The sequence below is a fragment of the Pseudoduganella umbonata genome (genome assembly GCF_014192225.1).
GTDB classification, from domain to species: Bacteria; Pseudomonadota; Gammaproteobacteria; order Burkholderiales; family Burkholderiaceae_D; genus Rugamonas; species Rugamonas umbonata.
The window spans coordinates 113,650-139,738 of sequence record NZ_JACHXS010000012.1 but is presented as its reverse complement, the minus strand read 5'-3'; the positions used below and the strand labels follow the sequence as shown (position 1 = coordinate 139,738).

General features: G+C 65.8%; 23 protein-coding genes. 11 read left to right on the top strand and 12 right to left on the bottom strand.

Annotated elements, in window-relative coordinates; genetic code table 11:
- Positions 1 to 114: 114 nt before the first annotated feature.
- From pdeM to FHS02_RS25670, 8 genes are all read right to left on the bottom strand, one after another.
- Positions 115 to 792: a ligase-associated DNA damage response endonuclease PdeM gene (gene pdeM, locus FHS02_RS25705; protein WP_137314158.1), complete on the bottom strand. Its 678-nt coding sequence runs from the start codon at positions 790 to 792 to the stop codon at positions 115 to 117.
- Positions 789 to 3,248, bottom strand: coding sequence for a ligase-associated DNA damage response DEXH box helicase (locus FHS02_RS25700; protein ID WP_137314159.1), 2,460 nt, complete (start codon positions 3,246 to 3,248; stop codon positions 789 to 791). Before FHS02_RS25700 ends, pdeM begins: the two co-directional genes overlap by 4 nt.
- Entirely contained in the window at positions 3,245 to 4,888 is a 1,644-nt protein-coding gene (locus FHS02_RS25695) for an ATP-dependent DNA ligase (protein ID WP_137314160.1), read from the bottom strand. The genes FHS02_RS25700 and FHS02_RS25695 overlap by 4 nt, the downstream gene beginning before the upstream one ends.
- Complete coding sequence (locus FHS02_RS25690) at positions 4,881 to 6,038, bottom strand: ligase-associated DNA damage response exonuclease (protein WP_175424812.1); 1,158 nt, start codon at positions 6,036 to 6,038, stop codon at positions 4,881 to 4,883. The genes FHS02_RS25695 and FHS02_RS25690 overlap by 8 nt, the downstream gene beginning before the upstream one ends.
- A 129-nt stretch (positions 6,039 to 6,167) precedes the next feature.
- On the bottom strand, positions 6,168 to 8,009 hold the full coding sequence (locus FHS02_RS25685) for a RecQ family ATP-dependent DNA helicase (protein ID WP_137314161.1): 1,842 nt from the start codon (positions 8,007 to 8,009) through the stop codon (positions 6,168 to 6,170).
- Positions 8,010 to 8,128: 119 nt separating this feature from the next.
- Positions 8,129 to 8,527: an MAPEG family protein gene (locus FHS02_RS25680; RefSeq protein ID WP_137314162.1), complete on the bottom strand. Its 399-nt coding sequence runs from the start codon at positions 8,525 to 8,527 to the stop codon at positions 8,129 to 8,131.
- Between the two features lie 25 nt (positions 8,528 to 8,552).
- Positions 8,553 to 11,873, bottom strand: a complete 3,321-nt coding sequence (locus FHS02_RS25675; RefSeq protein ID WP_137314163.1) for a hybrid sensor histidine kinase/response regulator — start codon at positions 11,871 to 11,873, stop codon at positions 8,553 to 8,555.
- The gene (locus FHS02_RS25670; RefSeq protein ID WP_229422680.1) at positions 11,870 to 12,982 is read right to left on the bottom strand and encodes a hybrid sensor histidine kinase/response regulator; all 1,113 of its coding nucleotides are present in this window, start codon (positions 12,980 to 12,982) and stop codon (positions 11,870 to 11,872) included. The genes FHS02_RS25675 and FHS02_RS25670 overlap by 4 nt, the downstream gene beginning before the upstream one ends.
- Positions 12,983 to 13,204: 222 nt before the next feature.
- Between FHS02_RS25670 and msrC the strand changes: the two genes are divergently transcribed.
- Entirely contained in the window at positions 13,205 to 13,711 is a 507-nt protein-coding gene (gene msrC, locus FHS02_RS25665; RefSeq protein WP_131144453.1) for a free L-methionine (R)-S-oxide reductase MsrC, read from the top strand.
- A gap of 32 nt (positions 13,712 to 13,743) precedes the next feature.
- Here the strand turns inward: msrC and FHS02_RS25660 are convergent, their stop codons facing one another.
- Positions 13,744 to 14,580 carry an HDOD domain-containing protein gene (locus tag FHS02_RS25660; protein ID WP_137314165.1) on the bottom strand — a complete coding sequence of 279 codons (837 nt, stop codon included), beginning with the start codon at positions 14,578 to 14,580 and terminating at the stop codon, positions 13,744 to 13,746.
- 89 nt (positions 14,581 to 14,669) lie between these two features.
- Complete coding sequence (locus FHS02_RS25655) at positions 14,670 to 14,960, bottom strand: putative quinol monooxygenase (RefSeq protein WP_137314166.1); 291 nt, start codon at positions 14,958 to 14,960, stop codon at positions 14,670 to 14,672.
- Between the two features lie 224 nt (positions 14,961 to 15,184).
- Between FHS02_RS25655 and FHS02_RS25650 the strand changes: the two genes are divergently transcribed.
- The 5 genes from FHS02_RS25650 to FHS02_RS25630 all read left to right on the top strand — a co-directional run bounded on the left by FHS02_RS25650 (position 15,185) and on the right by FHS02_RS25630 (position 20,524).
- Positions 15,185 to 15,676, top strand: coding sequence for an Hcp family type VI secretion system effector (locus FHS02_RS25650; protein WP_137314167.1), 492 nt, complete (start codon positions 15,185 to 15,187; stop codon positions 15,674 to 15,676).
- An 11-nt stretch (positions 15,677 to 15,687) separates the two neighbouring features.
- Complete coding sequence (locus FHS02_RS25645; protein ID WP_137314168.1) at positions 15,688 to 16,164, top strand: penicillin-insensitive murein endopeptidase; 477 nt, start codon at positions 15,688 to 15,690, stop codon at positions 16,162 to 16,164.
- A gap of 1 nt (position 16,165) precedes the next feature.
- The gene (locus FHS02_RS25640) at positions 16,166 to 16,537 is read left to right on the top strand and encodes a hypothetical protein (protein WP_137314169.1); all 372 of its coding nucleotides are present in this window, start codon (positions 16,166 to 16,168) and stop codon (positions 16,535 to 16,537) included.
- A 280-nt stretch (positions 16,538 to 16,817) separates the two neighbouring features.
- Positions 16,818 to 19,505, top strand: coding sequence for a DNA mismatch repair protein MutS (gene mutS, locus FHS02_RS25635; protein ID WP_229422682.1), 2,688 nt, complete (start codon positions 16,818 to 16,820; stop codon positions 19,503 to 19,505).
- Positions 19,502 to 20,524, top strand: a complete 1,023-nt coding sequence (locus FHS02_RS25630) for a hypothetical protein (RefSeq protein ID WP_137314170.1) — start codon at positions 19,502 to 19,504, stop codon at positions 20,522 to 20,524. Before mutS ends, FHS02_RS25630 begins: the two co-directional genes overlap by 4 nt.
- An 18-nt stretch (positions 20,525 to 20,542) precedes the next feature.
- Here the strand turns inward: FHS02_RS25630 and FHS02_RS25625 are convergent, their stop codons facing one another.
- Positions 20,543 to 21,085 (bottom strand): FKBP-type peptidyl-prolyl cis-trans isomerase, encoded by a 543-nt coding sequence (locus FHS02_RS25625; RefSeq protein WP_137314171.1) that lies wholly within the window; start codon positions 21,083 to 21,085, stop codon positions 20,543 to 20,545.
- A gap of 172 nt (positions 21,086 to 21,257) precedes the next feature.
- Between FHS02_RS25625 and FHS02_RS25620 the strand changes: the two genes are divergently transcribed.
- The 4 genes from FHS02_RS25620 to FHS02_RS25605 all read left to right on the top strand — a co-directional run bounded on the left by FHS02_RS25620 (position 21,258) and on the right by FHS02_RS25605 (position 24,281).
- Entirely contained in the window at positions 21,258 to 21,938 is a 681-nt protein-coding gene (locus FHS02_RS25620) for a PEP-CTERM sorting domain-containing protein (RefSeq protein ID WP_229422684.1), read from the top strand.
- A gap of 61 nt (positions 21,939 to 21,999) precedes the next feature.
- On the top strand, positions 22,000 to 23,130 hold the full coding sequence (locus FHS02_RS25615) for a ribosomal protein uL16 3-hydroxylase (protein WP_137314172.1): 1,131 nt from the start codon (positions 22,000 to 22,002) through the stop codon (positions 23,128 to 23,130).
- Positions 23,131 to 23,142: 12 nt separating this feature from the next.
- Positions 23,143 to 23,613, top strand: a complete 471-nt coding sequence (locus tag FHS02_RS25610) for a DUF7931 domain-containing protein (RefSeq protein WP_137314173.1) — start codon at positions 23,143 to 23,145, stop codon at positions 23,611 to 23,613.
- A gap of 383 nt (positions 23,614 to 23,996) precedes the next feature.
- Positions 23,997 to 24,281 (top strand): hypothetical protein, encoded by a 285-nt coding sequence (locus FHS02_RS25605; protein ID WP_137314174.1) that lies wholly within the window; start codon positions 23,997 to 23,999, stop codon positions 24,279 to 24,281.
- A 118-nt stretch (positions 24,282 to 24,399) separates the two neighbouring features.
- On the opposite strand, the gene FHS02_RS25600 is transcribed toward FHS02_RS25605, so the two are convergent.
- A complete protein-coding gene (locus FHS02_RS25600; protein WP_137314175.1) occupies positions 24,400 to 25,038 on the bottom strand; it encodes an NAD(P)-dependent oxidoreductase in 639 nt (212 codons plus the stop codon).
- Positions 25,039 to 25,143: 105 nt separating this feature from the next.
- Between FHS02_RS25600 and FHS02_RS25595 the strand changes: the two genes are divergently transcribed.
- Entirely contained in the window at positions 25,144 to 26,058 is a 915-nt protein-coding gene (locus FHS02_RS25595) for a LysR family transcriptional regulator (RefSeq protein ID WP_175424814.1), read from the top strand.
- The last annotated feature ends 31 nt before the right edge of the window (positions 26,059 to 26,089 follow it).

Genomic DNA, 26,089 nt, shown 5'->3' with positions numbered 1-26,089 from the left:
GTAATAACGTTCGGGCAACAGGAGACTTCATGGTAGTGGAAGCACTGAACAGCAAATATAGGACGGCTACATGTCTCCCTGTAGGAGAACGCCTACTATCAACTGATCTTCCGCTTATCCCGATCCGGTCGGAAAAATACGGTCCTCGGCCACCAGGTAGCAACGCTCACCCGGGCCCGGTTCAACCACATGGCCGCCGGTAAAAGCGCCGAACGACGGCAGGATCGCGCGCCCGTTTCCGGCCACGAAACAGGGCAGGCGCAGCGCATCGTGCCGCCCCGCCAGCCGGTACACGGGATGCACATGGCCGGCCAGCACGTAGCCTCCCGCGCCGTCCTCCGGCAAGTCGGGGTGGTGGCAGAACGCGAACGGGCCGATGCGGTGCGGTTCGTCGACCAGGTCGATCCGCAGCAGGCGCGACGGGTCGCCGGCATGCCGGTCGTGGTTACCCCGCACCAGGGTCAGTGCCAGCGCCGGGTGGCGCTCGCGCCAGGCCAGCATCGCCTGCAGCGTGGCGCTGGCGTGCGCGGCCTTCGCATGGAGGAAATCGCCCAGGAACAGGATGTGGCCGATATCGTGGGCCGCCAGCAGCGCATCGAGGCCGGCCAGGTTCTCGCTCGTCGTGCCGCGCGGCACCGGCACGCCCAGCGCGCGGAACGAGGCCGCCTTGCCGAAGTGGATGTCGGCCACCACCAGCATCCGTGCACCCGGCCAGTACAGGGCCTTTTGCGGCAGGAGCAGCACCCGCTCGCCGGCCAGCTCGATGGCCAGCGCCCCGCCCGCGCCGCTCATGGCCCGGCCGCCTTTTCCAGTTCGCGCAGCACGCGCGCGACCCGGTCCGACAGCTTTTCGGTACTGAGTTTTTCGCGGAACCGCTCCACCATCAGCGCAAAGCCGAACGGGGTGGCCCGTTTCGTCTCATGGTAGCTGACCGCCCGGGCCTGTAATGCTTCGAGCGTGGCGCGCAGGCGCTTCAGTTCCAGTTCCTGTTCCAGCACCTCGCGCTGCGCCTGCGTCAACAGCAGGTTGCCGGCATCATGCTTGCGGAATACCTCGAAGAACAGCGATGACGACGCCTGCAGTTGCCGGTTGCTTTTCGGCTGCCCCGGATAGCCCTGGAAGATCAGACCGGCGATCCGGGCTATTTCGCGGAAGCGGCGCTGCGACAGCTCGGTGGCGTTCAGGCTGGCGAGCACGTCTTCCAGCAGCCCCTCCGTCGTGAACAGGGCGACCCCGCTCCCGGTGCCGGCAGCAAACACGTCCGGCCACGGCACCTCCTCCGGCGCCAGCAGTTCGAAGCCGTAATCGTTGACGGCGATCGAGAACGTGGCCGGCCGCATCCGCCCCATGCGCCAGGACAGCAGCGAGGCCAGCCCGATATGCACCGACCGCCCGGCGAACGGGTACATGAACAGATGGTGTCCCTCGCGGCTGTGCAGGCTTTCGATCACGGTGCGCTGCGGCGTCGGCAACGCCGACCAGCGCGCCTGGATGTCCAGCAGCGGCCGCACCGCCGCCATCTCCGGCCCGCGGACGATGCCTTCGGTCGCCAGCCGCATCTGTTCCAGCGCCGCGTGCGCCAGCTCGGACGACATCGGCATCTTGCCGCCCTGCCAGCGCGGCACCGCCCCCCTGGCGCCGGTCGCGCGCTTCACGTAGGCCGTCATTTCATGCACCCGCAGGAACTCCAGCACGCGCCCGCCGAACAGGAAATGGTCGCCCTTGTTCAGCCGCGCGATGAAGCCCTCCTCCACCGTCCCGATCCGCCCGCCGCTCTGGAACTTCACCTGGATCATCGCTTCGGACACGATGGTGCCGATGCCCATCCGGTGGCGCCGCCCGATCGCCGCATCCGGCACGCGGTAGACGCCGGCCTCGTCCGGCAGCACGCGCCGGTATTCCGGGTACACCGTCAGGCTCTGGCCGCCGCGCGCGACGAAATCGAGCGCCCACTGCCACTCCTCCGGGGTCAGCTCGCGATACGACCACGCCGTGCGCACCTCGCCGTACAGCGCCGCGGACGTGAAGCCGCCGCCCAGCGCCACCGTCACCAGGTGCTGCACCAGCACGTCGAGCGGCTTGTCCGGCACCGGGCGCGATTCGATGTCGCGGTCCTGCACCGCCTGGATCGCCGCGGCCGCTTCCAGCAGTTCCAGGCTTTGCGTGGGCACCAGCGTCACGCGCGACACGCGCCCCGGCGCGTGGCCCGAGCGCCCGGCCCGCTGCAGCAGCCGGGCGATACCCTTTGCGCTGCCGATCTGCAGCACCCGCTCGACCGGCAGGAAATCGACCCCCAGGTCGAGGCTCGACGTGCACACCACCGCCTTCAGCGTGCCCCGCTTGAGCCCCAGTTCGACCCAGTCGCGCACTTCCTTGTCCAGCGAGCCGTGGTGCAAGGCGATCAGGCCGGCCCAGTCCGGCCGCGCTTCCAGCATGTTCTGGTACCACAATTCCGCCTGCGAGCGGGTGTTGCAGAAGACCAGCGTGGTGGCATGCCGCTCGATCTCGGCAATGACCGGCCCCAGCATCTGGATGCCCAGGTGGCCGGCCCATGGAAAGCGCGACGGATTGGCCGGGATCAGCGTATCGACGACGATCTCCTTGCGCAGGCTGCCTTCGACGATCGTGCCATGCGCAGCGGGTCCAAGCAGCGCTTCCTGGGCGCGCTGCAGGTTGCCCAGCGTGGCGGACAGTCCCCACACCACCAGGCCCGGGTTCCAGTTGCGCAGCCGCGCCAGCGCCAGCTGCGCCTGCACGCCCCGCTTGTTGCCCATCAGCTCGTGCCATTCGTCGACGATCACCATGTCCAGCAGCGAGAACTGCTCCTGCGCATCCGCCTTCGACAGCATCAGCGACAGGCTTTCCGGCGTCGTCACCAGCGCCTCGGGCAGGCGCCTGGCCTGCCGCGCGCGGGCGGCCGACGAGGTGTCGCCGGTCCGTGCATCGATGGTCCAGCCGGGCAGCAGGTCCGCTGCCGAGTCCGACAGGGCACGGAGCGTGTCGGCCGCCAGCGCACGCATCGGCGTCAGCCACAGGACCCGCAAGCCGGCCGCCTTTCTCTTATCCTTCCGCGGCTGTGCCGCCATCGCCCGCAACAGTGCGGCGAACCACACGGCATACGTCTTGCCGGACCCGGTGGTGGCATGCAGCATGCCCGATTCGCCGGCCAGCGCCGCCTCCCACACGGCGCGCTGGAACGGAAAGACCGTCCAGCCGCGCGCCGCGAACCAGTCGTCGACCCCGGTCATGCGCCCGATGCCCCGGCCAGCAAGCCTTTCAGCATGTCGAGCGTATCGGCTTCCTCGACGGACTTGTCGTCGCGGCGGCGCAGGATGCGGGGAAAGCGCACCGCGATGCCGGACTTGTGCCGGGGCGAGGCCTGGATGCCCTCGAAGCCGATCTCGAACACCATCGTCGGCCGCACGCTGCGCACCGGGCCGAAGCGTTCGATCGTGGTGCGGCGCACCGCGTTGTCCACCTGCGTGATCTCGGCATCGGTCAGTCCCGAATAGGCTTTCGCGAACGGCACCAGCTGGCGCCCGCCATTGCCGTCGCTGTCCCACACCGCGAACGTGTAGTCGGTGTACAGCGAGGCACGGCGGCCGTGCCCGGCCTGGGCATAGATCAGCACCGCGTCCACGCTGTAGGGATCGATCTTCCATTTCCACCAGGTACCCACGTCCTTGGTGCGCCCCACGCCGTATTGCGCGTCCTTCGCCTTCAGCATCATGCCTTCCACGCCGCGCATCCGGGATTCCTCGCGGATCGTCGCCAGCGCTTCCCAGCTGTCGGCCTCGACCAGCGGCGAAATACGCAACTGCGGCGTGTCCATCTCCGCCACCAGCTGTTCGAGCAGCGTGCGGCGCTCGCACTGCGGCAGCTTGCGCAGGTCGACACCGTCGCGCTCCAGCAGGTCGTACGCCACCAGCACGGCCGGGTACTCGGCCAGGAATTTCGCCGACAGCGCCTTGCGGCCGATGCGCTTTTGCAGGTCGGCGAACGGCGCCGGCGCATCCGTCCCGTCGCCGTCGCGCCAGACCAGGATTTCGCCATCGACCACGGTGCCGTCCGGCAGCCGGAGCGCCGCCAGTTCCGGAAAGCGTTCGGTGATCAGGTCTTCGCCGCGCGACCATACCCAGCTGCCCTCCCGGCGCACGACCTGCGCGCGCATGCCGTCGTATTTCCATTCGACCTGCCAGCGATCGAGCTCGCCCAGCGTGGCGGGATCGTTGTTGAGCTGGTGTGCCAGGAAGAACGGGTAAGGCTGGCCGCCGCGCTGCGCGTGCTCGTCCGGCGATTCCTGGGCGATCAGTTGCAGGAAACCCTTTGCCGTGGGGCGCACGCTGCCGTCGGTCCAGCCCATCAGCCGCTGCGCGATCCGCTTGGCGTCCACCGCGGCAATGCCGGACAGGGCCCGCGTCACCAGCAGCTTCGATACGCCGACGCGGAAGCCGCCGCCGATCAGCTTGACCAGCAGGAAGCGCTCGGGCGTTTCCAGTTCGTCCCAGTACTGGAACAGCGCGGCGCGGATGGTTTCCGGCGCCGCGCCCCGCAGCGGGGCAATGCGCTGTTCGATCCACTCGGCCAGGCCGACGTCGCTGCGGTGCTTCGGCTCGGGCAGGATATGGGCAATGGTTTCGGCCAGGTCGCCGACGGCGTTGTAGCACTCGTCGAACAGCCATTCGTCGAGCATCGCGTATTCGGTGGCGTACTGCCGCAGAAGTTTCACGGGGATCGCCTGGCGCGGCTTGCCGCCTGCCAGGAAATACACCGCCCACGCGGCGTTTTCCGGTGCGGCGCTGCTGAAATACGCCTTCAGTGCATCGAGCTTGCGGTTGGTGGCGGTGGTTTCGTCCAGCTCCGCGTACAGGCGCGCGAACTCACGCATCGCCGTCCTCCTCCCCGGCCTGCGCGGCGGCGTTGCCGGCGGAACGAGCGGCCTCGGCTTTCTCGGGAACGACCCAGCGTTTCGCATCCGGATGCAAGTCCGGCTGCGGCGGCGCCAGGTCTTTTGCTGAACCGCCCTCCGCCTCGGTGCCGGCCGCATCCTCGGCCTCGTCGTCGCCATATTCGGTGTCGAAGCCCTTGGCGTCATAGCCGTTCTGGCACAGCCAGCGCACCATGATCGGGATCGAGCCGTGCGTGACGACGACGCGCTCGGCGCCGGTGCCCTTGATCGCCGCCATCAGGCCCGGCCAGTCGGCATGGTCGGACAGCACGAAGCCCCGGTCGACGCCGCGCCGCCGCCGCGCGCCCCGCAGCAGCATCCAGCCGCTGGCGAACGCATCGGAAAAATCGCCGAAGCGGCGCACCCACGGCGAACCGCCGGCCGACGGCGGCGCGATGATGATCGCGGTTTTCAGGTCCGCCTTGTCCACTTCGCTCACCATCCGCGTCGCCGGAAGCGGCACGCCGGCCTCGCGGTAGACGCGGTTCAGCGGTTCGACGGCGCCGTGGCAGACGATCGGTCCGATCGTCGGGTCGAGGCCGGACAGGATGCGCTGCGCCTTGCCGAACGCGTAGCTCAGCATCAGGCTGGCGCGGCCCTGCTCGGCATTGCGGCGCCACCAGGCATTGATGTCGTCGAAAGTCTGCTGTTGCGGTTCCCAGCGGTAGATCGGCAGGCCGAACGTGGATTCGGTGATGAACGTGTGGCAGCGCACCGGCTCGAACGGCGCGCACGTGGCATCCGCTTCCACCTTGTAGTCGCCCGAGGCCACCCAGATCTCACCGCCGCATTCCATCCGCACCTGCGCGGAACCGAGCACGTGGCCGGCCGGATGCAGCGAGATGCGTACGCCGTTGTGTTCCACGGTTTCGCCATACTCGAGCCCCTGCACGGCAATATCGCCCAGGCGCGACTTCAGGATGCCAACGCCGGGCGCGGCCGCCAGGTAATGGCCATGCCCCACGCGCGCATGGTCGCCATGGCCATGCGTGATGACGGCGCGATCGACGGGCCGCCACGGATCGATGTAGAAATCTCCCGGCACGCAGTACAAGCCTTCCCTGCGCACCACGACCATGTCCCCGGCCATAAGCACTCCTCCTTCAGGCCATTCTAGCCAGCCGGGAATGCGGGCTCTGTCCGCCAGCGCACAGAGTCCGGCGGGCAAGGCACATGGCCAGGACAACACCGGGTCAGCGTGGCGGATCAGCCGGGCGGATCAGACGGGTTGCACGAACTCCGCCATGAAGGTCTTCGTCGTGTTTTCCGGGAATTCGATGGTGATCTGGTCACCGGCCACGGACAGCACGGTGCCGATGTCGAACTTGGGCACCTTGACCTGGCTGCCCACGGTAAAGACAGGCAACTGCGGCGCCATCGGTTCGGGGACTTCCTCGAACAGCGGTTCTTCGTCCTCGATCGGCTGGACCGCCGGCGGGGACAGGCAATTGTCGCAGCAGCCGCACACCCATGGGGCGGACGCATGCGCGCGGCCCGCCGCAGCGGCCGATGCTTTTGCCAATGTCTTTATCGCCGCATTTTCCGCTGCTTTTTCCGACGCATTGTCCGATTCCTTGTCCGATTCCTTGTGCAATGCGTCGGCCGGAGCGCCGGCCGACTCGTCGCCGAAGTAATCGAGCAGCAGCTTCCAGCGGCAATAGCCGCTTTGCGCGTACGCCACCATCTGCTCGAGCGCCTGGTGATCGCGCGCCTGCTTGCTTTCATAGATGGCGGCCAGCTGCTCGAAATCGGCGGCCTTGGCGTCGCGGCTCGTCAGCAGCCAGTCGAGCTTGCGGTTTTGCCGCAGCAGCTTGCCGTCCTTCAGCAGCTTCAGGCAGACCTTCAGCTGGCTGTCGGGAATGTGCGCCACCATGTCGTGGATCGCGCCCGCCGTGCAGGGCACGCGCGCCGCGGCGGCTTCGTACACCTCGCGCAATTCCTGCGCGGTCGGGTAATGCTTGACGAGGAAGAACTGCTGCAGCCGCTTGTCGTCCTGGAAGTACAGCAGCGTGCATTCGGCGTCCTCGCCATCGCGGCCGGCGCGGCCCGATTCCTGGTAATACGCCTCCAGGTTGGCCGGCACCTGCAGGTGGATCACGAAGCGCGTGTCGCTCTTGTCGATGCCCATGCCGAAGGCATTGGTGGCCACCATCACGCGCCGCTCGCCGTTCATGAACAGGTCCTGGTTTTCCTTGCGTTCCCGCGCCGGCAGGCGGCCGTGGTACAGCGCCACGCTTTCACCCGCTTCTTCCAGGGCCGCGTGCATTTCCTCGGCCGCCTTCACGGTGGCCGCGTAGACGATGCCCACGCCCGCGGTCTCGCGCACCAGCCGCAGCGCCTGGGCGGTTTTCTCGGCGGGGTTGGTGACCTGGACCACCCGGTAATGCAGGTTGGGCCGGTACACGCCCGTGTTGACCACGTTCATCCGGCGCGCGCCGAGCTGCACGGAAATGTCCTTGATGACATCCTCGGTTGCCGTGGCCGTCAGCGCCAGCACGGGCGGCTGGCCCAGCGCACGCAGCGCGGCGCCGATTTCCAGGTAGGCAGGGCGGAAATCGTGGCCCCACTGCGAGATGCAATGCGCCTCGTCCACCACCAGCAGCGAGATATGGGTTTCCTGCAGCACGGCCAGGAACTCGGGCGTGACCAGCCGTTCCGGCGTGCAGAAGATAATGCGGCTCAGGTTGTTGCGTATGCTGTCCAGCGCTCCGGCTTCCTCCTGGCGCGACAGGCTGCTGTTCAGCTGTGCGGCGCCGATGCCGATCTCTTCGAGCTTCTCCAGCTGGTCCTTCATCAGCGAGATCAGCGGCGATACCACGACCGTGGCGCCCTTGAAGATCGACGCGGGAATCTGGTAGCACAGCGACTTGCCGCTGCCGGTAGGCATAATGGCCAGCGTGTCGCGCCCTTCCAGCACGCTGTCGATGACGCGCTGCTGGCCGGCGCGCAAATGATCGACGCCGAAGACGTTGTGCAGCAGGTTGCGGACGCGCCGTGTAAGCGCCGCGCCTGCCCGTTGCGCGCCACGCTGTTCGCCGGCGCTCAGGTTTCTGGTAACCATGTAAGTATGCGCGCTCAACGCGCCAGTGGACTATCGTAACCAGTACGATAGGAGGCTTACGGTCCAGCCGCCATAGGACGCGGCCTACTCTGCATGTAGGAGGCGCCTTCAGGCAAATTTCAGGAATTGCCGAGCAGTGCGTACAGTACCATCAGCAGCCCGGCCATCGATACCAGCCACACCAGCGAACGCACCACCGGCACGCCGAAGGCATACAGCGGCACGTAAAGCACGCGGGCACCGAAGTACAGCCAGCAGCCCCACCAGGTCAGCGGGCCTTCCGCGCCGGCCACGTGGGCGGCCAGCACGGCGCCGATGAACAACGGCAGCGTTTCAAACAGGTTCAGCTTGGCGCGTTCGAGGCGCGCCGTGAACTTGCCCGGCGGTGCTGCCGCGCCGTCGCGCGCGCCGGCATTGAAGGCCAGGCCCGTTTCACGGGTGCGCAGTGTCGAGTGCAGCAGGATCTGCACGATCGCCAGGACCAGGGTCCAGCCCAGCAAAGCCAGTTCGGTGCTCATGTCGCCCCCTTCGGTTGAACTTCGGTCAAACGTGGCGCGGCACGTCGTCCAGTGCCGCCTGCAGGTCCATCAGGTCGTACGGCTTGCGCAGGCATGCCGCCTCGAACTCGAGGTGCTCCAGCGCTTCCTTGCCATAGCCGGTCGAGAAGATGATGCGCATCGCCTTCTCCCGCGCCACCTTGCGCGCCAGCTCGATGCCGGACATGCCGGGCAGGCTGACATCGGTGAACAGCACGTCGAATTCCTGGCTTTGCATCAGCTGCCAGGCCGATTCGCCATCGCCGACGCCGGACACGGTATGCCCCAGCATCCCCACCAGCTCGCACACCATCTGCAGCGAATCCTGGTTGTCTTCGACGACCAGCACGCGCAGCGATGCATGCTGCGGGTGCTGCGGCTGCGGTTCCAGCAGATTGTGCTGCGGGGCATGCTGCCGCTCGCGCGCCTGGATCTGTTGCCTGCGGTTGTTCAGCACATGCCGCAGCTTGCGCGCCAGGTCTTCGCGGCGGTATGGCTTGCTCAGCAGCTCCAGGCCCGCGTCCAGCCGGCCGCCATGCACGATCGCATCCTGCGGATAGCCGGAGGTGAACAGCACCGCCAGGTTCGGCAGCACCTGCTGGGCAATGCGCGCCAGTTCCGGGCTGCGCAGCGGGCCGGGCATCACCACGTCGGTAAACAGCAGGTCTACCTGCTCGCCCGACTCGATGATGCGCAGCGCCTGTTCGCCGTTCTCGGCGGCCAGCACGCGGTAGCCGAGCGCGGACAGCATGTCGAGCACCACGTTGCGCACGCCTTCGTCGTCCTCTACCGCCAGGATGGTTTCCGTACCCCCGGTGACCGGGCCATCCTGCGGACCGGCATCCGCGGTTTCGGCCAGCAGGGTGCGCGGCAGGTAGATCTTCACGCTGGTGCCCTGCCCCGGTTCGCTGGCGATGCGGATATGGCCGCGGCTCTGCTTGACGAAGCCGTAGGCCATCGACAGCCCCAGGCCGGTACCTTCGCCTTCCGGCTTGGTGGTGAAGAATGGTTCGAAGGCGCGCTGCAGCACCTCGGGCGTCATGCCGCAGCCGGTGTCGGTGACCGACAGCATCACGTACTGGCCGGCCGGCACGTCGGCCAGCTTGCTCACGTAATGGTCGTCGAGCACCGCGTTGCCCAGCTCGATCGTCAGGCGCCCGGCGCCCTGCATCGCGTCGCGCGCATTGATCGCCAGGTTCAGGATCACGTTCTCGATCTGGCCCGGGTCGACCAGGGTATTCCACAGGCCGCTGCCGACCACGGTCAGCAGGTCGACCGCTTCGCCCAGCGCGCGGCGCAGCAGCTCGTCCATGTTCGATACCAGGCGGCCCAGATCGGTAACGACGGGCTGCAGCGGCTGCCGGCGGGCAAACGCCAGCAGTTGCGACGACAGCTTGGCCCCCCGCTCGACGGCGGCGATCGCCATATCGAGCCTGCGCCGCACCGCGTCGTCGCCGCCCAGCTGCTGCGCCAGCAGGTGCAGGTTGCCGGAAATGATCTGCAGCACATTGTTGAAGTCGTGCGCCACGCCGCCCGTCAACTGGCCCACCGCTTCCATCTTCTGCGCCTGGCGCAGTGCTTCCTCGGCCTTGTCGCGCTCGGCGACCTCGCGGCTGACGCGCTGTTCCAGCGTATCGTTCAGGTCGCGCAGCGCCACCTCGATGCGACGGCGCTCGGTGATGTCGGTCTTCACGGCAATCAATGCCACCGGCTGCCCGGCCTCGTCGTCCAGCCGGCTCATGCTGCTGGCGATCCACACCCATTCGCCGTCCGGCCGCGCGTAGCGTTTCTCGAGCGTGAACGGAATGCCGGTGTCCACCAGCCGGGCCACCTGGGCGCGGTTTTCCGCCAGGTCGTCCGGGTGGATCAGGTCTTCCATGTGCAGGCCCAGCAACGCCTCTTCCGGCCGGCCCAGCATCTGGCACAGCGCGCCGTTGACGCGCGTGTAGCGCCCTTCCAGCGACAGTTCGGACAGTCCCACCGATGCCTGGCCGAAGATCGCGGCGAGCCGGTCCTGGCTGGTGCGCAGCTGCTGCTCGATCCGCTTGCGCCCGGTAATGTCGAAGGCCACGCCCACGTAGCGGCGCTGCGCCGGCGTGGCGCCTTCCACCGCTTCGCCCTGGCGCGCCAGCCAGCGTACCTCGCCGGTATCCGGACGACGGATGCGGTATTCGGCGTAGGCCAGCGGGTTCGGATCCACCGCCAGCCGCTCCGGCCCGACGCGGTGGCGGTCGCGCGGGTCGACCAGCGAGACCAGCAGTTCCTGGGTCACCTCGACATCCGGCGTCAGGCCCCAGACGCGGCGGTATTCGGGCGAAACGACCAGCTTGCCGCTGGCCGGAAACCATTCGAAACTGCCGATGCCGCCGGCCTGCTGGGCCATCCGCAGGCGCTCCTCGGTGAGGATGTGCTCGGTGATGTCGACGCCTTCGACGAACACGCCGGTCACGCTGCCGTCCGCCGCGCGCAGCGGCTGGTAGACGAAATCGAGATAGCGCGGTTCCAGCATGCCATCGTCGCCCAGCAGGTCGACCTTCAGCTGCCTGCCCACGTAGGGTTCGCCGCTGGTGTACACGCGGTCGAGCAGGTCGACGATGCCCTGGCGGCGCACTTCCGGCAACGCCTCGTCGAGCGGCTTGCCGATCACGTCGCGCCCGCCCACCAGCCGCTGGTAGGGGCGGTTGGCCAGCTCGAACACATGGTCCGGCCCGCGCAGCACGGCCATGAAGCCGGGCGCCTGTTCGAACAGCTCGCGCAGCAGCGCGCTTTCCGCGCGCAGGCTGCGGTTCTGCCGGTCCAGCAGCGCCCGGTCGTGCTCGCGCGCCCGTTCCTGCTGCACCCGCCGCGTCACGTCGACGACCGTGCAGAGCACCCCGCCCACCACGCCGCCGGTGTCGTACACGGGGGTATAGAACAGGTCGAACCACACGTCTTCCGGCACGCCGTTGCGCATCAGCGTCAACTGCTTGGCGGGATGCTGCTGGGTTTCGCCGCGCATGCCCGCTTCCAGGATCGCCCGGTTCCAGTCCCAGATCTCGGGCCACGTGTCCGGTACCGTGCCGCCCAGCGCGGCGGGGTGCCGCGCGCCGGCGATTTCCGCGTAGCCATCGTTATAGAGCATGACGTGCCGCGGCCCCCACATCAGCACCATCGCGATCGGCGAGTTGAGCACGATGTCGACGGCGGTGCGCAGGGCAGGCGTCCAGGCGGCCGGCGCACCCAGCGCGGTGCCGGCCCAGTCGAATGCGCGTACCAGGTCGCCCACGGCGCCGCCGCCGCGCGGCTGGTAGCCGTGCGCATGCGCCAGGGCCACGCTGCCCGCCGTCATGCGGCGACCCGCGCGGTCGCACGCGGCAGCGACACCGTGACCACCGTTGTCCCCAGCGCCTCGTCGGAAGCGATGTCGATCTCCCCGCCATGGGCGTGCACGAATGTGCTGGCGGTGTACAGGCCCAGGCCGAGACCCTGGCCGGCCTTGCGTGCGCCATCACGGTGCTGGTAGGGCTCGAAGATGCCGGCCAGCCGGGCAGCCGGTATCGCGCCGCGGTTGCTGACCGTCAGGCGCACCGAATCCGGCGCCATGCCATCCACGTTCACCAGCACCGCGTGATCGGTCTCGCCGTGCTGCAGCGCGTTGCCGACCAGGTTCGCGATCACCTGCGAAAAGATGCCGGCATCGACCGCTGCCGCCGGGTCGCCGCGCGATTCGACCAGCACGCGCGACGGCTTGTCCGGCATCGCGAACTCGTCGGCGATCGCACGGCACAGTTCCGCGACGTCGCGGCTGGCCTTCTTCAACTGCATGTCGCCGGAGCGGATGCGCGCCAGGTCGAGCAGCTGGTCGACCATCTGCGCCATCCGTTTCGCGCTGCCGCCGATGCGCTGCGCGGTGACCGCCACTTTCGGATGGTCGGTCATCATCGGCAGCAGCATGGCGCCGTTCATGACCACGGACAACGGCGTACGCAGGTCGTGGCCCAGCACCGCCATGAACATTTCGTTCATGTGCAGCGCGCGCTGCAGTTCGTCGAGCTGCTGGGACAGCTGCTTGCGCTGCTGGTACAGTTCGACGAACACGGCGACCTTGCTGAGCAGCGCCTGCGCATCGATCGGCTTGAACATGAAGTCGACGGCGCCCGCTTCGTAGCCGCGGAAGCGGTAGTTGGTTTCGCGCGACGCGGCCGTCAGGAAGATCAGCGGGATGGCGCGGGTGCGCTCGCTGCCGCGCATCAGTTCGGCCAGTTCGAAGCCGTCCATGCCGGGCATCTGCACGTCGACCAATGCCAGCGCCACTTCGTGTACCAGCAGCAGTTCCAGCGCTTCAGCCCCGGAGGATGCCTTCAGCAGCGCGATGCCGGGCCGTGCCAGCAGTGCCTCGAGGGCGATCAGGTTCTGCGCAATATCGTCGACGACGAGGATCTTGATCGGTGCGGTCACTGTGTCATCTTGCTGTGTCATCTTTTTCAACCCGGCCTGATTCGGAATGGCCGCGCCCCTGCGGCGGCCTGGACCGGCATTTCAATAGCCTGAATGCTACAACGTTTGCCAAAATGACAGCGCATGGTTGAAACGTCAACACTACCCGGAGCCGATGCGGCGTCCGCCGCGGCGAGCGCCGCGAACGGGTAGAATGCGCTCTTTGCCAGACAGGATCGCACGATGACTTTCTCCCTCTCCGACACCGCTTACCGCACCGACAGCCGCGAGGCCAAGGAAACGATGTATGCCGACCTGCGCTCGCAGCTGACCGGCCTGCTGCACGGCGAAACGGACTGGATCGCCAATACGGCCAATTTCAGCTCACTCGTGTTCAACACGATGCCGGACCTGAACTGGGCGGGATTCTACTTCCTGCCGACGCCGGACGAGCTGGTACTGGGCCCGTTCCAGGGCAAGCCGGCCTGCATCCGCATCAAGCGCGGCCGCGGCGTCTGCGGCAGCACCGTCGAGAAAGGCGAGTCGATCGTCGTGGCGGACGTGCACGCATTCCCCGGCCATATCGCCTGCGATGCGGCATCCCGCTCGGAACTGGTGGTGCCGGTCTTTGTCGGCGGCCAGGTCGCCGGCGTGTTCGACCTGGACAGCCCGCTGCCGAACCGCTTCGACGACGTCGACGCGCGCGGCATCGAATCGCTGGTGAAAATCCTCGAACAGACGCGCGCCTGACGCCACGCGGCGGCGCTTGTCCGCCGCTCCCTCTACACCAGCAAGGCCGCGCTCATCGACTTGGCCTGCCCAGCTGCCTCGTCCAGCAGCACGGCCACCTGTGGATGCTGTTCGATATAGCCGGCCAGTGCCGCGGTGCGCGCCAGCACGTGATCCTGCGGCTGCGGCAGCGGCGATGCCACCGGGCACAGGTAGCGCGCCACTAGCAGCGTATCGCGCAGGCCCTCCGGCGGAATGCCCACGCCGCCGCCCCGCAGCGACACGATGGCCAGCGCCACCGGCTCGGGTACCTGCAGCTTCTTCATGATTTCGCGGGCAATGATTTCCTGCGCCGCGCCCATCCAGTCCTCCGGATCGTCCAGCAGCCCGGGAATTGCATCGGCCCGCCCCAGCAGGTAGAAACCGCCGACCTCGTGCATGATGCCGGCGAACAGCGCCGTATCGGGCTCCACGCGCGTGATGCGGCCGGCGATGACATAGGCCAGCGCGGCTACGTGCGCCGTGTACTTCCATAACTGCTCGGCGCGGATACGTAGTTGCGGGTCGCGGATCCGCGCGCCGAACTGGCGCACCACCATGGCCGCGGCCAGCGAGTACAGGTTGCGGTAGCCCAGCCGCATCACGGCGGTGCGAACGCCGGTCGCCAGTGCCGCGCCGTTCGAACGGAACACGGCCGAGTTGGCGAGGGCCACCGCGCGCGCCGCCAGGATCGGCTCGGCCAGCAGCTTGCGGATCACGTCTTCGTCGTGGCAATCCGGGTCGGCCAGCGTCATCTGCAGCGCCAGGGCGGCATTGACACTGGTGGGAAACACCAGCTCGCCGCGCTGGGCTTCGGAAACGATTTGCGCGAAGTCTTTGAGCTTTTCCATGACTGAACTATACCTGTTCCCATGGCGGCACGGCGGTCATGCAATGCCGCGCGGCCATATTTTTTGCTGTGTGGGTCAGGCCAGCGGGATCAGGCCAGCTTCGTCAGCTTCGCGATCTCGATGCTGGCCACGCCGCCGATCGCGGCCGCCAGCGCCTTGAAATGCGGCGTCGCTTCATGCTCCGTCAGCGCCGGCTGGCCGGTCCACTCTTCCAGCATGACGAACCTGTTCGGTGCCGCATTGTCCACGTGCAATTCATAACGCCGGCAGTCCGCTTCCGCGCGGCTGGGCGGCACCACCTGCTCGAGCGCGCTGCGCACGGCGGCTTCATGGCCCGCATGGGCGGTGATGGTGGCGACGACGATCAGGGGTTGGGTCACTTTCTGTCCTTTTCGGGTTGGTATTGGTAAAAAACATAGTGTAAGCGGGAACGGCCGTTCGCGTTGGAGGTGGCAGCGCAGAAGCTACGAACTCATAAGCTCGTATACGTTGGTCCGTGGCGCCTCTCTGCGGCACAATGACAACCCATATTGATTCAAGACAACCGCCGAAATTTCAAAAAGGACAACAATTTCGTTCCCATCATCCTCAATAGGAGAACGAAATGGCAATCGATGCATATCTGCAAGTTGACGGGATCAAAGGAGAATCAGCCGATTCCGTGCACCAGGGCTGGATTGAAATCACGGCTGCGCATTGGGGTGTTTCTCAGCCAAGGAGCGCAACGGCATCCACGGGCGGTGGCCATACAGCCGAGAGATGCGATCACCGGACACTTTCGTTCACGAAGCTTGCCGACATCGCTTCACCCGTTCTTCTTCAAATTTGCTCTGCAGGCAAAACGATCCCGAAGGCGAAACTCGAATTCATGCGCGCAGATGGCGAGGGCAAGCCTGTCCGGTACTACGAAGTTGAGATGGAAAACGTTATCGTTGCAAACATGGATCAGGCAGTCGGCGAGGGAAGCATTCTGCAAGACTCCGTTGGCCTCAAGTTTTCCAAGGTTAAGTGGAAATACACTCAGCAAAAAATCAGCGGTGGCAGCGGAGGGAATACTGCTGGCGGATGGGATCTTGCCTGTAACAAGTGCGCCTGAGGGAGAAATTCATGGGATTTCAACCATTGGATTCGCGCCGATACTTCATGCTGCCACAGGCTCCGGAAGATGCAGGCTACTATGTCTACGGAAAGTACAAGGGCATTCCGAGTAAAGGCGCGTCTCAATATGCCCACCCTTCCCTCATCACTGCGATCCTGCGTGTTGAAAGGGAGTGGTCGCTTCTCGACCAGCGCAAATTCGGCGTCGGCGATATCAGTCTGGCTGGCGGCCCGAATCACCCAGAACACGGCACGCATGAAGAAGGCATCGAAGTCGATGTCCGCCCGGTTCGCAAGGACGGTCAACATATCCCCGTTGTGTGGAACGATGAGAAAAATTACGACCTTGATGCAACATCAAGGTTGATCGGACTATTTCATGCATACGCCAACGTAAAGATCGTCTATTTTAACGATCCGAGAATACCGTTCTTGAAGAACTGGCCGAGTCACGATAATCATTTCCACGTAACGATATGGGTCTAGCATGAAAATGGTGATTGCCCTGTTTGCTTGTAGTGCAGGTTTTGCACTCTCTGCCCCCCTGCCCCAGGAGGCATGGCGGGATCTGAACGTTCGCTACACAATTTTTTCAGGTTACACACTGAGCGATCGAGATGCTCCAACCGCTACGGATCGAAAACTTGCCATCCTTGTCGACGGCCCTGCTGCAGAGGAGATTTTCGACTCTATCGGGCCAGATATGCCGTCGAGTTGCAGTCAGGAAAAAGGCGACCGGGACCGTCAAAAGCAAGGTGTGCAGTGCAACTACACGGCTCGGAGGGCGGCGAAGGGGTATGAATGCTGGATCGGGCTTGATCTTCGAACCGGCAAGAGTATCCCGACCGCTAGCTGCTAACGGTAGCTGACTCGACACGGCAGATCGTTGCACGGTCTGCCGATGTTTTTCAAGCAGCCCACACTACGCGGTCAGTGTACCGGGGCCGACGTCTGTCGGAATTTGGAAGTTGCACGATCATAGGTGGCACCCGTTGCATGGATCTGCTTGAATGTGCCCGACTACTGCAAATACCGGCGCAATTTTTCTGACGCATGTGGCTGGCGACTCTGCCAACCTTGACATCTAAACCGGGTAAAATGCACGCCCGACCGCACCGCTTCTCAGCCGTACTGAATACATGAACGTCCCCGCAGAAATCAACGCCGCCGCCGTCAAGAACGGTCCCGCCGAAAAAGTCACGCCGATGATGCAGCAATACCTACGCATCAAGGGCGAACACCCGACGATGCTGGTGTTCTACCGCATGGGCGATTTCTATGAGCTGTTCTACGACGATGCCGAGAAGGCATCGCGCATCCTCGGCATCACGCTGACGGCGCGCGGCCATGCCAACGGCGTGCCGATCAAGATGGCCGGCGTGCCGTTCCATTCGCTGGACGGCTACCTGGCCAAGCTGGTCAAGCTGGGCGAATCGTGCGCCATCTGCGAACAGATCGGCGACCCGGCCACCAGCAAGGGGCCGGTCGAGCGCAAGGTGGTGCGCATCGTCACGCCCGGCACGCTGACCGACTCGGACCTGCTGCCGGAAAAATCGGAGCGGCCGCTGCTGGCCCTGTCGATGCTTACCCAGCGCAAGAACGTCACGTGCGGCCTGGCGTGGCTGTCGCTGGCCTCGGGTAACCTGAAGCTGATGGAATTCTCCGGCGATGCGCGTGGCGTCAACGCGCGCCTGCTGCAGGAACTGGAACGCATCGTGCCGGCCGAGATCCTGCGCGCCGATGGCGGCGACCTGTTCGACGAGATCACGATGTGCCACGTCAACGGCGTGCCGGAGTGGCATTTCGACGTGGTGCACGGCCACAAGGCGCTGCTGGACCAGCTGGGCGTGGCCACGCTGACCGGCTTCGGCGCGGACGGCATGGGCCCTGCGTTCGGCGCGGCCGGCGCGCTGCTGCGCTATGCGCAGTCGACACAGGGCCGCGGCCTGCAGCACGTGAAGAACCTGTCGTGCGAAACCGAGTCCGAGTTCATCGGGCTGGACGCCGCCACGCGCCGCAACCTGGAGCTGACCGAAACCATTCGCGGCCAGGAGGCGCCGACGCTGTTCTCGCTGCTGGACGGCTGCCGCACCGCGATGGGTTCGCGCCTGCTGCGCCACTGGCTGCACCATCCGCGGCGCGACCAGGCCGTGGCGCGCGGGCGGCATGATGCGATCGCCGCGCTGATGCAGGACGACGCCACCGGCTCGCTGGGCTTCCACCTGCAGCACGTGCCGGACATCGAGCGCATCACCACGCGCGTGGCCCTGCTGACGGCGCGTCCGCGCGACCTGGCGGCGCTGCGCGACGGCCTGCAGCAACTGCCGAAACTGCAGAAATCGCTGGACCGGGTGGCCGGCCTGGACGACGAGAAAAGCCTGCTGCGCTGCATCCGCGCCCAGCTGGAGACACCGGAATCCTGCGTGGACCTGCTGGTGCGCGCCGTGATGCCGGAGCCGGCCACGATGGTGCGCGACGGCGGCGTGATCGCGCGCGGCTTCGATGCCGAACTCGATGAGCTGCGCGGCCTGTCCGAGAACGCCGGCCAGTTCCTGGTCGACCTGGAAACGCGCGAACGCGCACGCACCGGCATCGCCAACCTGCGCGTCGAATACAACAAGGTGCACGGCTTCTATATCGAAGTCACCAATGGCCAGGCGGACAAGGTGCCGGACGATTACCGCCGCCGCCAGACGCTGAAGAACTGCGAGCGCTACATCACGCCGGAACTGAAGGCGTTCGAGGACAAGGCATTGTCGGCCCAGGATCGCGCGCTGGCGCGCGAAAAAGTGCTGTACGACGCCTTGCTGGCCGACCTGGCGCCGCACATCGCCTGCCTGCAGAAGATCGCCCTGGGCATCGCGCAGCTGGACACGCTGACCGCGCTGGCCGACCACGCGCTGCGCAACAACTGGTGCGCGCCGCGCCTGGTGGCCGAGTCGTGCATCGACATCCGCGAAGGCCGCCACCCGGTCGTGGAAAACCAGATCGAGCGCTTCATCGCCAACGACTGCCGCCTGCTGGCGGAACGGCGGCTGCTGCTGATCACCGGCCCGAACATGGGCGGTAAATCCACGTTCATGCGCCAGGTCGCGCTGATCACGCTGCTGGCCTACGTGGGCAGTTACGTGCCGGCGGCCAGTGCCGCGATCGGCCCGATCGACCGCATCTTCACGCGCATCGGCGCCACCGACGACCTGGCCGGCGGCCGCTCAACGTTCATGGTGGAGATGACGGAAGCGGCAACGATCCTGAACGGCGCCACCGAACAGTCGCTGGTGCTGATGGACGAGATCGGCCGGGGCACGTCCACCTTCGACGGCCTGGCGCTGGCCTGGGCGATCGCCCGCCACCTGATCGACACGAGCCGCAGCTTCACGCTGTTCGCCACGCACTACTTCGAGCTGACGCAACTGCCGGAAAGCCATCCGACGGCCGCCAACGTGCACCTGTCCGCCGTCGAACACAAGGACAGTATCGTGTTCCTGCACGCGGTGCAGGATGGCCCGGCGTCGCAAAGCTACGGCCTGCAGGTGGCCCAGCTGGCCGGGGTGCCGCAAGGCGTGATCAAGGCGGCGCGCAAGCACCTGGCGCGGCTGGAAGCGCAGGCGCTCGATGCGACGCCGCAGCTGGACCTGTTCGCCGCGCCAGCCGTCGATGCGGATGACCAGCCGGCCGCCGTGGCTCCGGCCATTGCCGCCGATCCGGCGGACGATCCGCAACTGGCGGCCCTGCTGGCGGCGCTGGACGAGCTGGATCCGGATGCGCTGTCGCCGCGCGAGGCGCTGGACCGGCTGTACCAGCTGAAGCGTCTCGTGCCGGCATGACGCGGCGCGCCGGCCCGGCCTTCCTGCTGCTGGCTGCCACGTTGCTGGCCGCGGTGGCGCAGGCCGCGCCGCCGGACGCCGAGCCGTTCGACATCGCCATCGTCGGCCATACTTTTCCCGACGAGCTGGGCGACGCCGACCTGAAACGCACGATCGCCCGCGTCGACAGGGAAAAGCCGGCCTTCGTCATCGCCGTCGGCATCAAGTCGGCGGACGAGCCGTGCAGCGACAAGCTGTACCTGCAGCGCAAGGCGCTGCTGAACAAGTCCGACCATCCGCTGGTCCTGGTGCTGACCGGCGACGACTGGACCGGCTGCCGCAATTCGGCGGGCCGCTCCAACGCGATCGAGCGGCTGAACCGCATTCGCGAGATCTACTACGATGGCCAGGAAGCGCTGGGCCGCCGCGACCTGGACCTGAACCGCCAGTCGACGATCACGAAGTTCCGCAGCTACGCCGAGAATGCATACTGGGAAATGCATGGCGTGCTGTTCGCCACGATCAACCTCCCGGCCCGCAACAACAACTACCTGCTGGAAGCCGGCCGCAACAGCGAATACGAAGACCGCCTGGTCGCCAACCGCGCATGGCTGCAGCGGCTGTTCGGCATGGCGAAGCGGCGCCGGCTCGCGGGTCTCGTGCTGTTCTCCGACGGCGACCTGCGCATTCACGCCGAACCGGGCTTCTCGCTGCTGGCCGGGTTTTCGACGAAACAGGATGGCTTCGCCGAAACGCGCCGGCTGACGCGGGCGCTGGCCGAAAAGTACGACGGCAAGGTGCTGCTGGTAGATGCCAACCGCGAGCCGCCCGTCAAGGGCGATCCGGCCCCGGGCACCGTGACATGGCGCGGCAACATGGGCCATGTGACACTGCAGGGCGAGTGGAATGTGCTGCGCGTGGCGCCGGGCAGCGAACAGCTGTTCGCGCTGCGCCACGACGAGGCCGCCAAAGCACACGGGCAGCCGAAGCTGCCCGTGGAAGGTGCACCGGCGAAGCCGCCGGCGCGCCAGGTACGCTGATACTGCCCGTCGGGCCGGTCAGTGGATCGGCTGGGTGCGGAACTGGTCGCCAGCGTCGCCTTCGTCGTCCTCGTCGCCATGGTGGTGGCCATGGGCGCCGTGCACGTGCTCGTGGGCGATCTCTTCGTCGGTGGCCTCGCGCACTTCCAGTACCTTCAGCTCGAAGCGCAGCGCCATACCGGCCAGCGGATGGTTACCGTCCAGCACGACCTTGTCTTCGGCGATATCGGTCACCGTGAAGATCATCGCTTCGTCGTCGCTCTCGCCGTCCGGCATGCCCTCGAACTGCATGCCCACTTCGAGCGGTTCCGGCAGGCGCGAGCGCGGCTCCACCTTCACCAGGTTCGGGTCGTAGTCGCCGAACGCGTCATCGGGTTCGATCTGGATCGTGTTCTCATAGCCCACTTCCTTGCCGTCCAGCTCTTCCTCGATCTTCGGCAAGGTGTTTTCATACCCGCCATGCAGGTACACCATCGGCTGGCGGCCGTCCTCGATCAGGTTGTTCTGAGCGTCGGACAATTTGTATTGCACGGTGACGACGGTGTTCTTGGCGATCTTCATGTGACTTCCTTTCTGGTCTGATGGCGCCGATTATACCCCCTGCCCGGAACCGCCATCGCCATGCTCGTGCCGTGAAGCGGAATCGGTGGACATGGCCAACCGGATGACTGAAAATCGGTTGTCAAATAAGCTTTTCATAATGTTATCCACCCCACCCGAGCGAGGAAATATCATGAAGAAAGCTGTCATGAAAGCGGCACTGGTCGTTGCGGCATTCCCGACCATTGCCGGCACCGCCAACGCGGCGCTGGTTACCGTCGACTACACGGTACCGATCGCCACGATCGCGGAAGAATATCTCGACCCCTATTATTATGAAGAGGTCGGCACCACCTTCCTCGGTGGCATCCAGGCCTCGGTCGGCGATGTCCTCGCGGGCCGCTTCACCTATGACGACGCGGCACCGCTGGTGGCGGGCTTCGGCGGCTACTACACGCGGGCGCTGTCGCATTCGATCACCTTCGGCCTGATCGATACCACGATCACGCTGGGCAATTCGCTGATCGCCACGTCGCGCAGCGACACCGCGGATGGCATCGGGGTCAGCGGCAATGGCAACATCGGCGGCGAAACCGACCCGCTCGCGGTGGTCGACTTCACGTTCGTGGCACCTGCCGGCACACATGCGCCGGCGACGCTGCCCACCGCCGCGGACTGGCAGTACTACGCCGGCAACCCCGCGAACCCGTTCCGGCTGACGATCCACGGCAGCGGCTACAACGCCTACCTGGGCGGCGGCGACATATCGTTCAGCGTTTCCGCGGTCCCCGAACCGGCCACCGGCGCCATGGCGCTGGCCGGCCTGGCCATCGTGGCCGCCGCGGCACGGCGCCGGCGTATCGCGCGCGTGTGACAGGCTGTGCCGCGGACCGTGCCTGACGCGGGCGCAGATCCGGATCAACTATAATCCGGGCATGAAAAAACCCGCACCGCTCCGCCTTCTCGGCGACATCACACCCGCGCAATTCATGCGCGACTACTGGCACAAGAAACCGCTGCTGATCCGCCAGGCCATCCCCGGCTTCCAGCCGCTGCTGCCGTTCGACCAGCTGGCCGAACTGGCGACGAAGGATTTCGTGGAATCGCGCCTCGTCACGCTGACCGACGGCGAATGGAACATGCAGCACGGCCCGCTGCACGACCTGCCGCCGCGCACGCAGCGCGAATGGACCCTGCTGGTGCAGGGCGTGAACCTGCAGGACGACGCGGCCGATGCGCTGCTGCGCCAGTTCCGTTTCGTGCCCGATGCCAGGCTGGACGACCTGATGGTCAGCTTCGCCACCGATGGCGGCGGCGTCGGCCCCCACTTCGATTCGTACGATGTGTTCCTGCTGCAGGCCGAAGGCCAGCGCCGCTGGCGCATCGGCCCGCAGAAAGACCTGTCGCTGGTGGAAGGCCTGCCGCTGAAGATACTCAGCAAGTTCAAGCCCACCGAGGAATTCGTGCTGGAGCCGGGCGACATGTTGTACCTGCCGCCGCACTATGCGCACGACGGCGTGGCGATCGGCGATTGCCAGACCTATTCGATCGGCTTCCGCTCGCCTTCCTACCAGGAACTCGGCGAAGCGTTCCTGCAGTTCATGGCCGACTCGATCGACCTGCCCGGCCGCTATGCCGACCCGGATCTGGAGCCATCGGCCAAGCCGGCCGAAATCCCGAAGGACATGCTGGGCCAGCTGGCGGACGAACTCAACAAGATGCAGTTCACCGAAGACGATTTCACGATCTTCCTCGGCGAATACCTGTCCGAACCCAAGCACAACGTATTCTTCGTCGGGCCTGAAAAGCCGCTGCCGGCCGGCCGCTTCGCGCAGACGGCAGCGAAAAAAGGGGTGAAGCTGTCGCGCAAGACGCAGATGCTGTACCGCGGCAAGCATGTCTTCATCAATGGCGAATCCTTTGCGATCGGCCGGGCCGACAAGGCGGCGCTGGAAGCGCTGGCGAACAGCCGCGTGCTGGAAGGTGCCCAGGTGGCCGCGGCATCGGAAGACGTGATGGAAGCGCTGTACGCCTGGTATACGGACGGCTGGCTCGAACTCAACTGAACGGGAGGCGCGATGGACAGCGACAGATTCGATACCCGCGCCGGGTTCCAGGCGCGGCTGGAGGACTGCCTGTCCCGCTCCCGCATGACACTGGCGATGTTCGATCCCGATTTCGGCTGGTGGGAACTGGGCAGCATCGGCAACGATGCGCTGCTGCGTGCATTCCTGCGCCATGGCGGGCGACTGAAACTGGTCGCCCACAGCAATGCGCGGCTGGAACGGGATGCGCCGCGTTTCCTGCGCCTCCTGCAGGATTACAGCCACCTTGTGGAATGCCGGCTCACCAATGGTTCGATCGGCCACCTGACGGATTCATTCTGCATCGGCGACTCGCATCACCTGGTACGCCGCTTCCACTGCGACCATTTCCGTGGCGAAGCAATTTTTCATGCGCCTTCGTCAACCCAATCGCTACTCGAGCGTTATCAATCTATCTGGGCTGAAACCCGGCCGGGCCTGCAAGCCGGTGTGACTGGTTTGTAGGGCATGGTTGGGCACTTGCAGCCCAATCCGCCTCGCCGATGCATGATCGATCTGCAGTGTTCCATGTGCAGTGTTTTATCTGCAGTGTTCCATCTGCGGCGATCGACATGCTTTGCAGGCAGTTTGGTTTGTTGTGCTGGTAAGAGCCGGTCAGCTCGCGAATACTAGACTTAGTAGCAATATTGTACGTACGAAAAAGTTGCGAAAGTGGCCTGTGTTGCTATTGCGACTCATTTAAATTCGCTATAATATTCTGTTAGGAAGTTTCCGTTGTCTGGGGCACCATATGGTCCGAATGACCACGAAACGCCCTAGTGAGCGATAATTACCGGTAATTATTCATCGCAACTGTCATCAATTAGTGTACTAATTAAGGAAAACAAATGAAAAAATCCCTGCTGATCGCCTCCCTGCTGGCTGTTGCCCTGGCTGCTTGCTCGAAGAAAGAAGAAGCGCCTGCCGCTCCTGCTGCTGAAGCAACCGCTCCTGCTGCTGACGCAACCGCACCAGTCGCTCCGGCTGCTGACGCTACCGTTGCTCCGGCTGCTGACGCTGCTGCTGCTCCGGCCGCTGACGCTGCTGCTGCCGCTTCGGACGCTGCTGCTGCTGCATCCGCTGCTGCTTCGGCCGCTTCGGAAGCCGCTTCGGCCGCTGCTGCTGCCAAGTAATAGCTTTTCGGCTGCCGTCTTCGGACGGCACCCTGCTCAACCGCCCTTTCGGGCGGTTTTGTTTTTTTGGGGCCGCCTTTGAATAAGCCGCTTTCCAGCAAAGGCCGCGTTCGCCTCGTCAGTAGGCGGCCGTAAAGCGCGCCCGCGAGTGCGCCGGCCGCTCCAGCTCGTCGATCATCGCCAGCGCGTAATCCTCCAGCGAGATATGACTGTTCCCCGCCGCGTCGGTCAGCAGGCCATCGCCCCCCAGGCGGAAGACGCCGGTGCGGCTGCCCGGTTCGATATGGGCGGCCGGGCTCAGCATTGTCCAGTCGAGCTGTTTTTCCGAACGCAGCAGGCGCAGCGCATCGCGCGCGCCTTCGGCCGTGGCTTTCCACTGCGCCGGGAATGCCGGCGTATCGACCAGTTGCACCCCTGGCGCCACTTCCAGGCTGCCGGCACCGCCAACGACCAGCAAACGGGGCACACCTGCCGCCTTCGTGGCAGCGACGATCGATTCGATGCCGCGCACATAATAATCGTGCACGTCCGGCTGGGCGTGGCCGCTGAAGGCGCTGATGACGGCATCCAGTCCGGCAAGTTGTGCCGCCAGCGCGTCTCGGTCCTGCACGTCCACGCGCACGGCCTGCACGCCCGCCTTCGGCGTCACGTTCTCGGGGCGCGAAACGAGGGCTTTCACGTCGTGGCCGCGGCTGGCGGCTTCGTCCAGCAGGCGCGAGCCGATGTATCCGGTAGCGCCGATCAATGCGATTTTCATCGTATTCCTTTGAGTGGTTGGGCAACAAAGCCATCATGCTCCCCGCCATTGCCCTGATAAACGGACGAGTTCATAATTCATTCATCAGGAATTCTAAATAATCAGATGGCATTGCCCGGACACATCGACCTCAACGACCTGGTCGTATTCACCGCCGTGGTCGATACCGGCGGCTTTTCGAAGGCAGCCCTGCGGCTCGGGGTCGCACCAGCCAAGGTCAGCCTGGAAGTCGCGCGGCTGGAAGCGCGGCTCGGCACCGCGCTGTTCACGCGGACCACCCGCCGCGTGGTGCCCACCGAAGCCGGCCGGGCATTGCACGAAGAGTGCGCGCCCCTGCTGCTGCAACTGCGTGCCGCGGTCGACGACGTGCACGCATCGTCCTCTGCGCTGACGGGCAGCCTGCGCGTCACCGCGCCGACCGACTTCGGCGCCAGTTTCGTCGCACCGGCGCTGGCGCGCTTTGCCGCCCTCCATCCGGCGCTGGCGATCGAACTGCAGACGGGCGACCGCATCGCCGACCTGGTCGGCGAAGGCATCGATGTCGCGATCCGGATGGGCTGGCTGCGCGATTCGTCGCTGCGGGCGGTCAAGCTGGGGGATTTCGGCCAGTACGCGGTAGCATCGCCCCGCTACCTGGCGCAGGCGGGCGCGCCACGCACGCCGGAAGAACTGGTGCCGCTGGACTGGATTGCGCTGACACGCCTGCCAGCCCCGCTGAAATGGACGTTCGCCGGCCCCGATGGCGCGAACCGGACAGTACAGCTGCGCGCCCGCATCCGCACCGATTCGGCCGGTGCGCTGCGCGCCCTGGTACTGGACGGCGCCGGCATTTCGATCCTCGACGAGTACAGCGTTCGGCGCGACCTGGCCGACGGCACGCTGGTCCGGCTGCTGCCCGGGTGGACATTGCCATCCGGCGGCACCTACGCCGTGTTCCCGCCGGGACGGCACGTATCGCGCAAGGTGCGCGCCTTCGTCGAGTACTACCGGGCCTGGCTGGCCGGGTCGGGCGCAGGCTGAAAAAAAACCGGCCATGCGGCCGGTTTTCTGG

Excerpts from the sequence above, each read along its gene's own strand:
- pdeM (WP_137314158.1), bottom strand. The coding sequence starts at position 792 with ATGAGCGGCGCGGGCGGGGCGCTGGCCATCGAGCTGGCCGGCGAGCGG.
- FHS02_RS25700 (WP_137314159.1), bottom strand. The coding sequence starts at position 3,248 with ATGACCGGGGTCGACGACTGGTTCGCGGCGCGCGGCTGGACGGTCTTT.
- FHS02_RS25695 (WP_137314160.1), bottom strand. The coding sequence starts at position 4,888 with ATGCGTGAGTTCGCGCGCCTGTACGCGGAGCTGGACGAAACCACCGCC.
- FHS02_RS25690 (WP_175424812.1), bottom strand. The coding sequence starts at position 6,038 with ATGGCCGGGGACATGGTCGTGGTGCGCAGGGAAGGCTTGTACTGCGTG.
- FHS02_RS25685 (WP_137314161.1), bottom strand. The coding sequence starts at position 8,009 with ATGGTTACCAGAAACCTGAGCGCCGGCGAACAGCGTGGCGCGCAACGG.
- FHS02_RS25680 (WP_137314162.1), bottom strand. The coding sequence starts at position 8,527 with ATGAGCACCGAACTGGCTTTGCTGGGCTGGACCCTGGTCCTGGCGATC.
- FHS02_RS25675 (WP_137314163.1), bottom strand. The coding sequence starts at position 11,873 with ATGACGGCGGGCAGCGTGGCCCTGGCGCATGCGCACGGCTACCAGCCG.
- msrC (WP_131144453.1), top strand. The coding sequence starts at position 13,205 with ATGACTTTCTCCCTCTCCGACACCGCTTACCGCACCGACAGCCGCGAG.
- FHS02_RS25660 (WP_137314165.1), bottom strand. The coding sequence starts at position 14,580 with ATGGAAAAGCTCAAAGACTTCGCGCAAATCGTTTCCGAAGCCCAGCGC.
- FHS02_RS25650 (WP_137314167.1), top strand. The coding sequence starts at position 15,185 with ATGGCAATCGATGCATATCTGCAAGTTGACGGGATCAAAGGAGAATCA.
- FHS02_RS25645 (WP_137314168.1), top strand. The coding sequence starts at position 15,688 with ATGGGATTTCAACCATTGGATTCGCGCCGATACTTCATGCTGCCACAG.
- FHS02_RS25640 (WP_137314169.1), top strand. The coding sequence starts at position 16,166 with ATGAAAATGGTGATTGCCCTGTTTGCTTGTAGTGCAGGTTTTGCACTC.
- mutS (WP_229422682.1), top strand. The coding sequence starts at position 16,818 with ATGAACGTCCCCGCAGAAATCAACGCCGCCGCCGTCAAGAACGGTCCC.
- FHS02_RS25630 (WP_137314170.1), top strand. The coding sequence starts at position 19,502 with ATGACGCGGCGCGCCGGCCCGGCCTTCCTGCTGCTGGCTGCCACGTTG.
- FHS02_RS25625 (WP_137314171.1), bottom strand. The coding sequence starts at position 21,085 with ATGAAGATCGCCAAGAACACCGTCGTCACCGTGCAATACAAATTGTCC.
- FHS02_RS25620 (WP_229422684.1), top strand. The coding sequence starts at position 21,258 with ATGAAGAAAGCTGTCATGAAAGCGGCACTGGTCGTTGCGGCATTCCCG.
- FHS02_RS25615 (WP_137314172.1), top strand. The coding sequence starts at position 22,000 with ATGAAAAAACCCGCACCGCTCCGCCTTCTCGGCGACATCACACCCGCG.
- FHS02_RS25610 (WP_137314173.1), top strand. The coding sequence starts at position 23,143 with ATGGACAGCGACAGATTCGATACCCGCGCCGGGTTCCAGGCGCGGCTG.
- FHS02_RS25605 (WP_137314174.1), top strand. The coding sequence starts at position 23,997 with ATGAAAAAATCCCTGCTGATCGCCTCCCTGCTGGCTGTTGCCCTGGCT.
- FHS02_RS25600 (WP_137314175.1), bottom strand. The coding sequence starts at position 25,038 with ATGAAAATCGCATTGATCGGCGCTACCGGATACATCGGCTCGCGCCTG.
- FHS02_RS25595 (WP_175424814.1), top strand. The coding sequence starts at position 25,144 with ATGGCATTGCCCGGACACATCGACCTCAACGACCTGGTCGTATTCACC.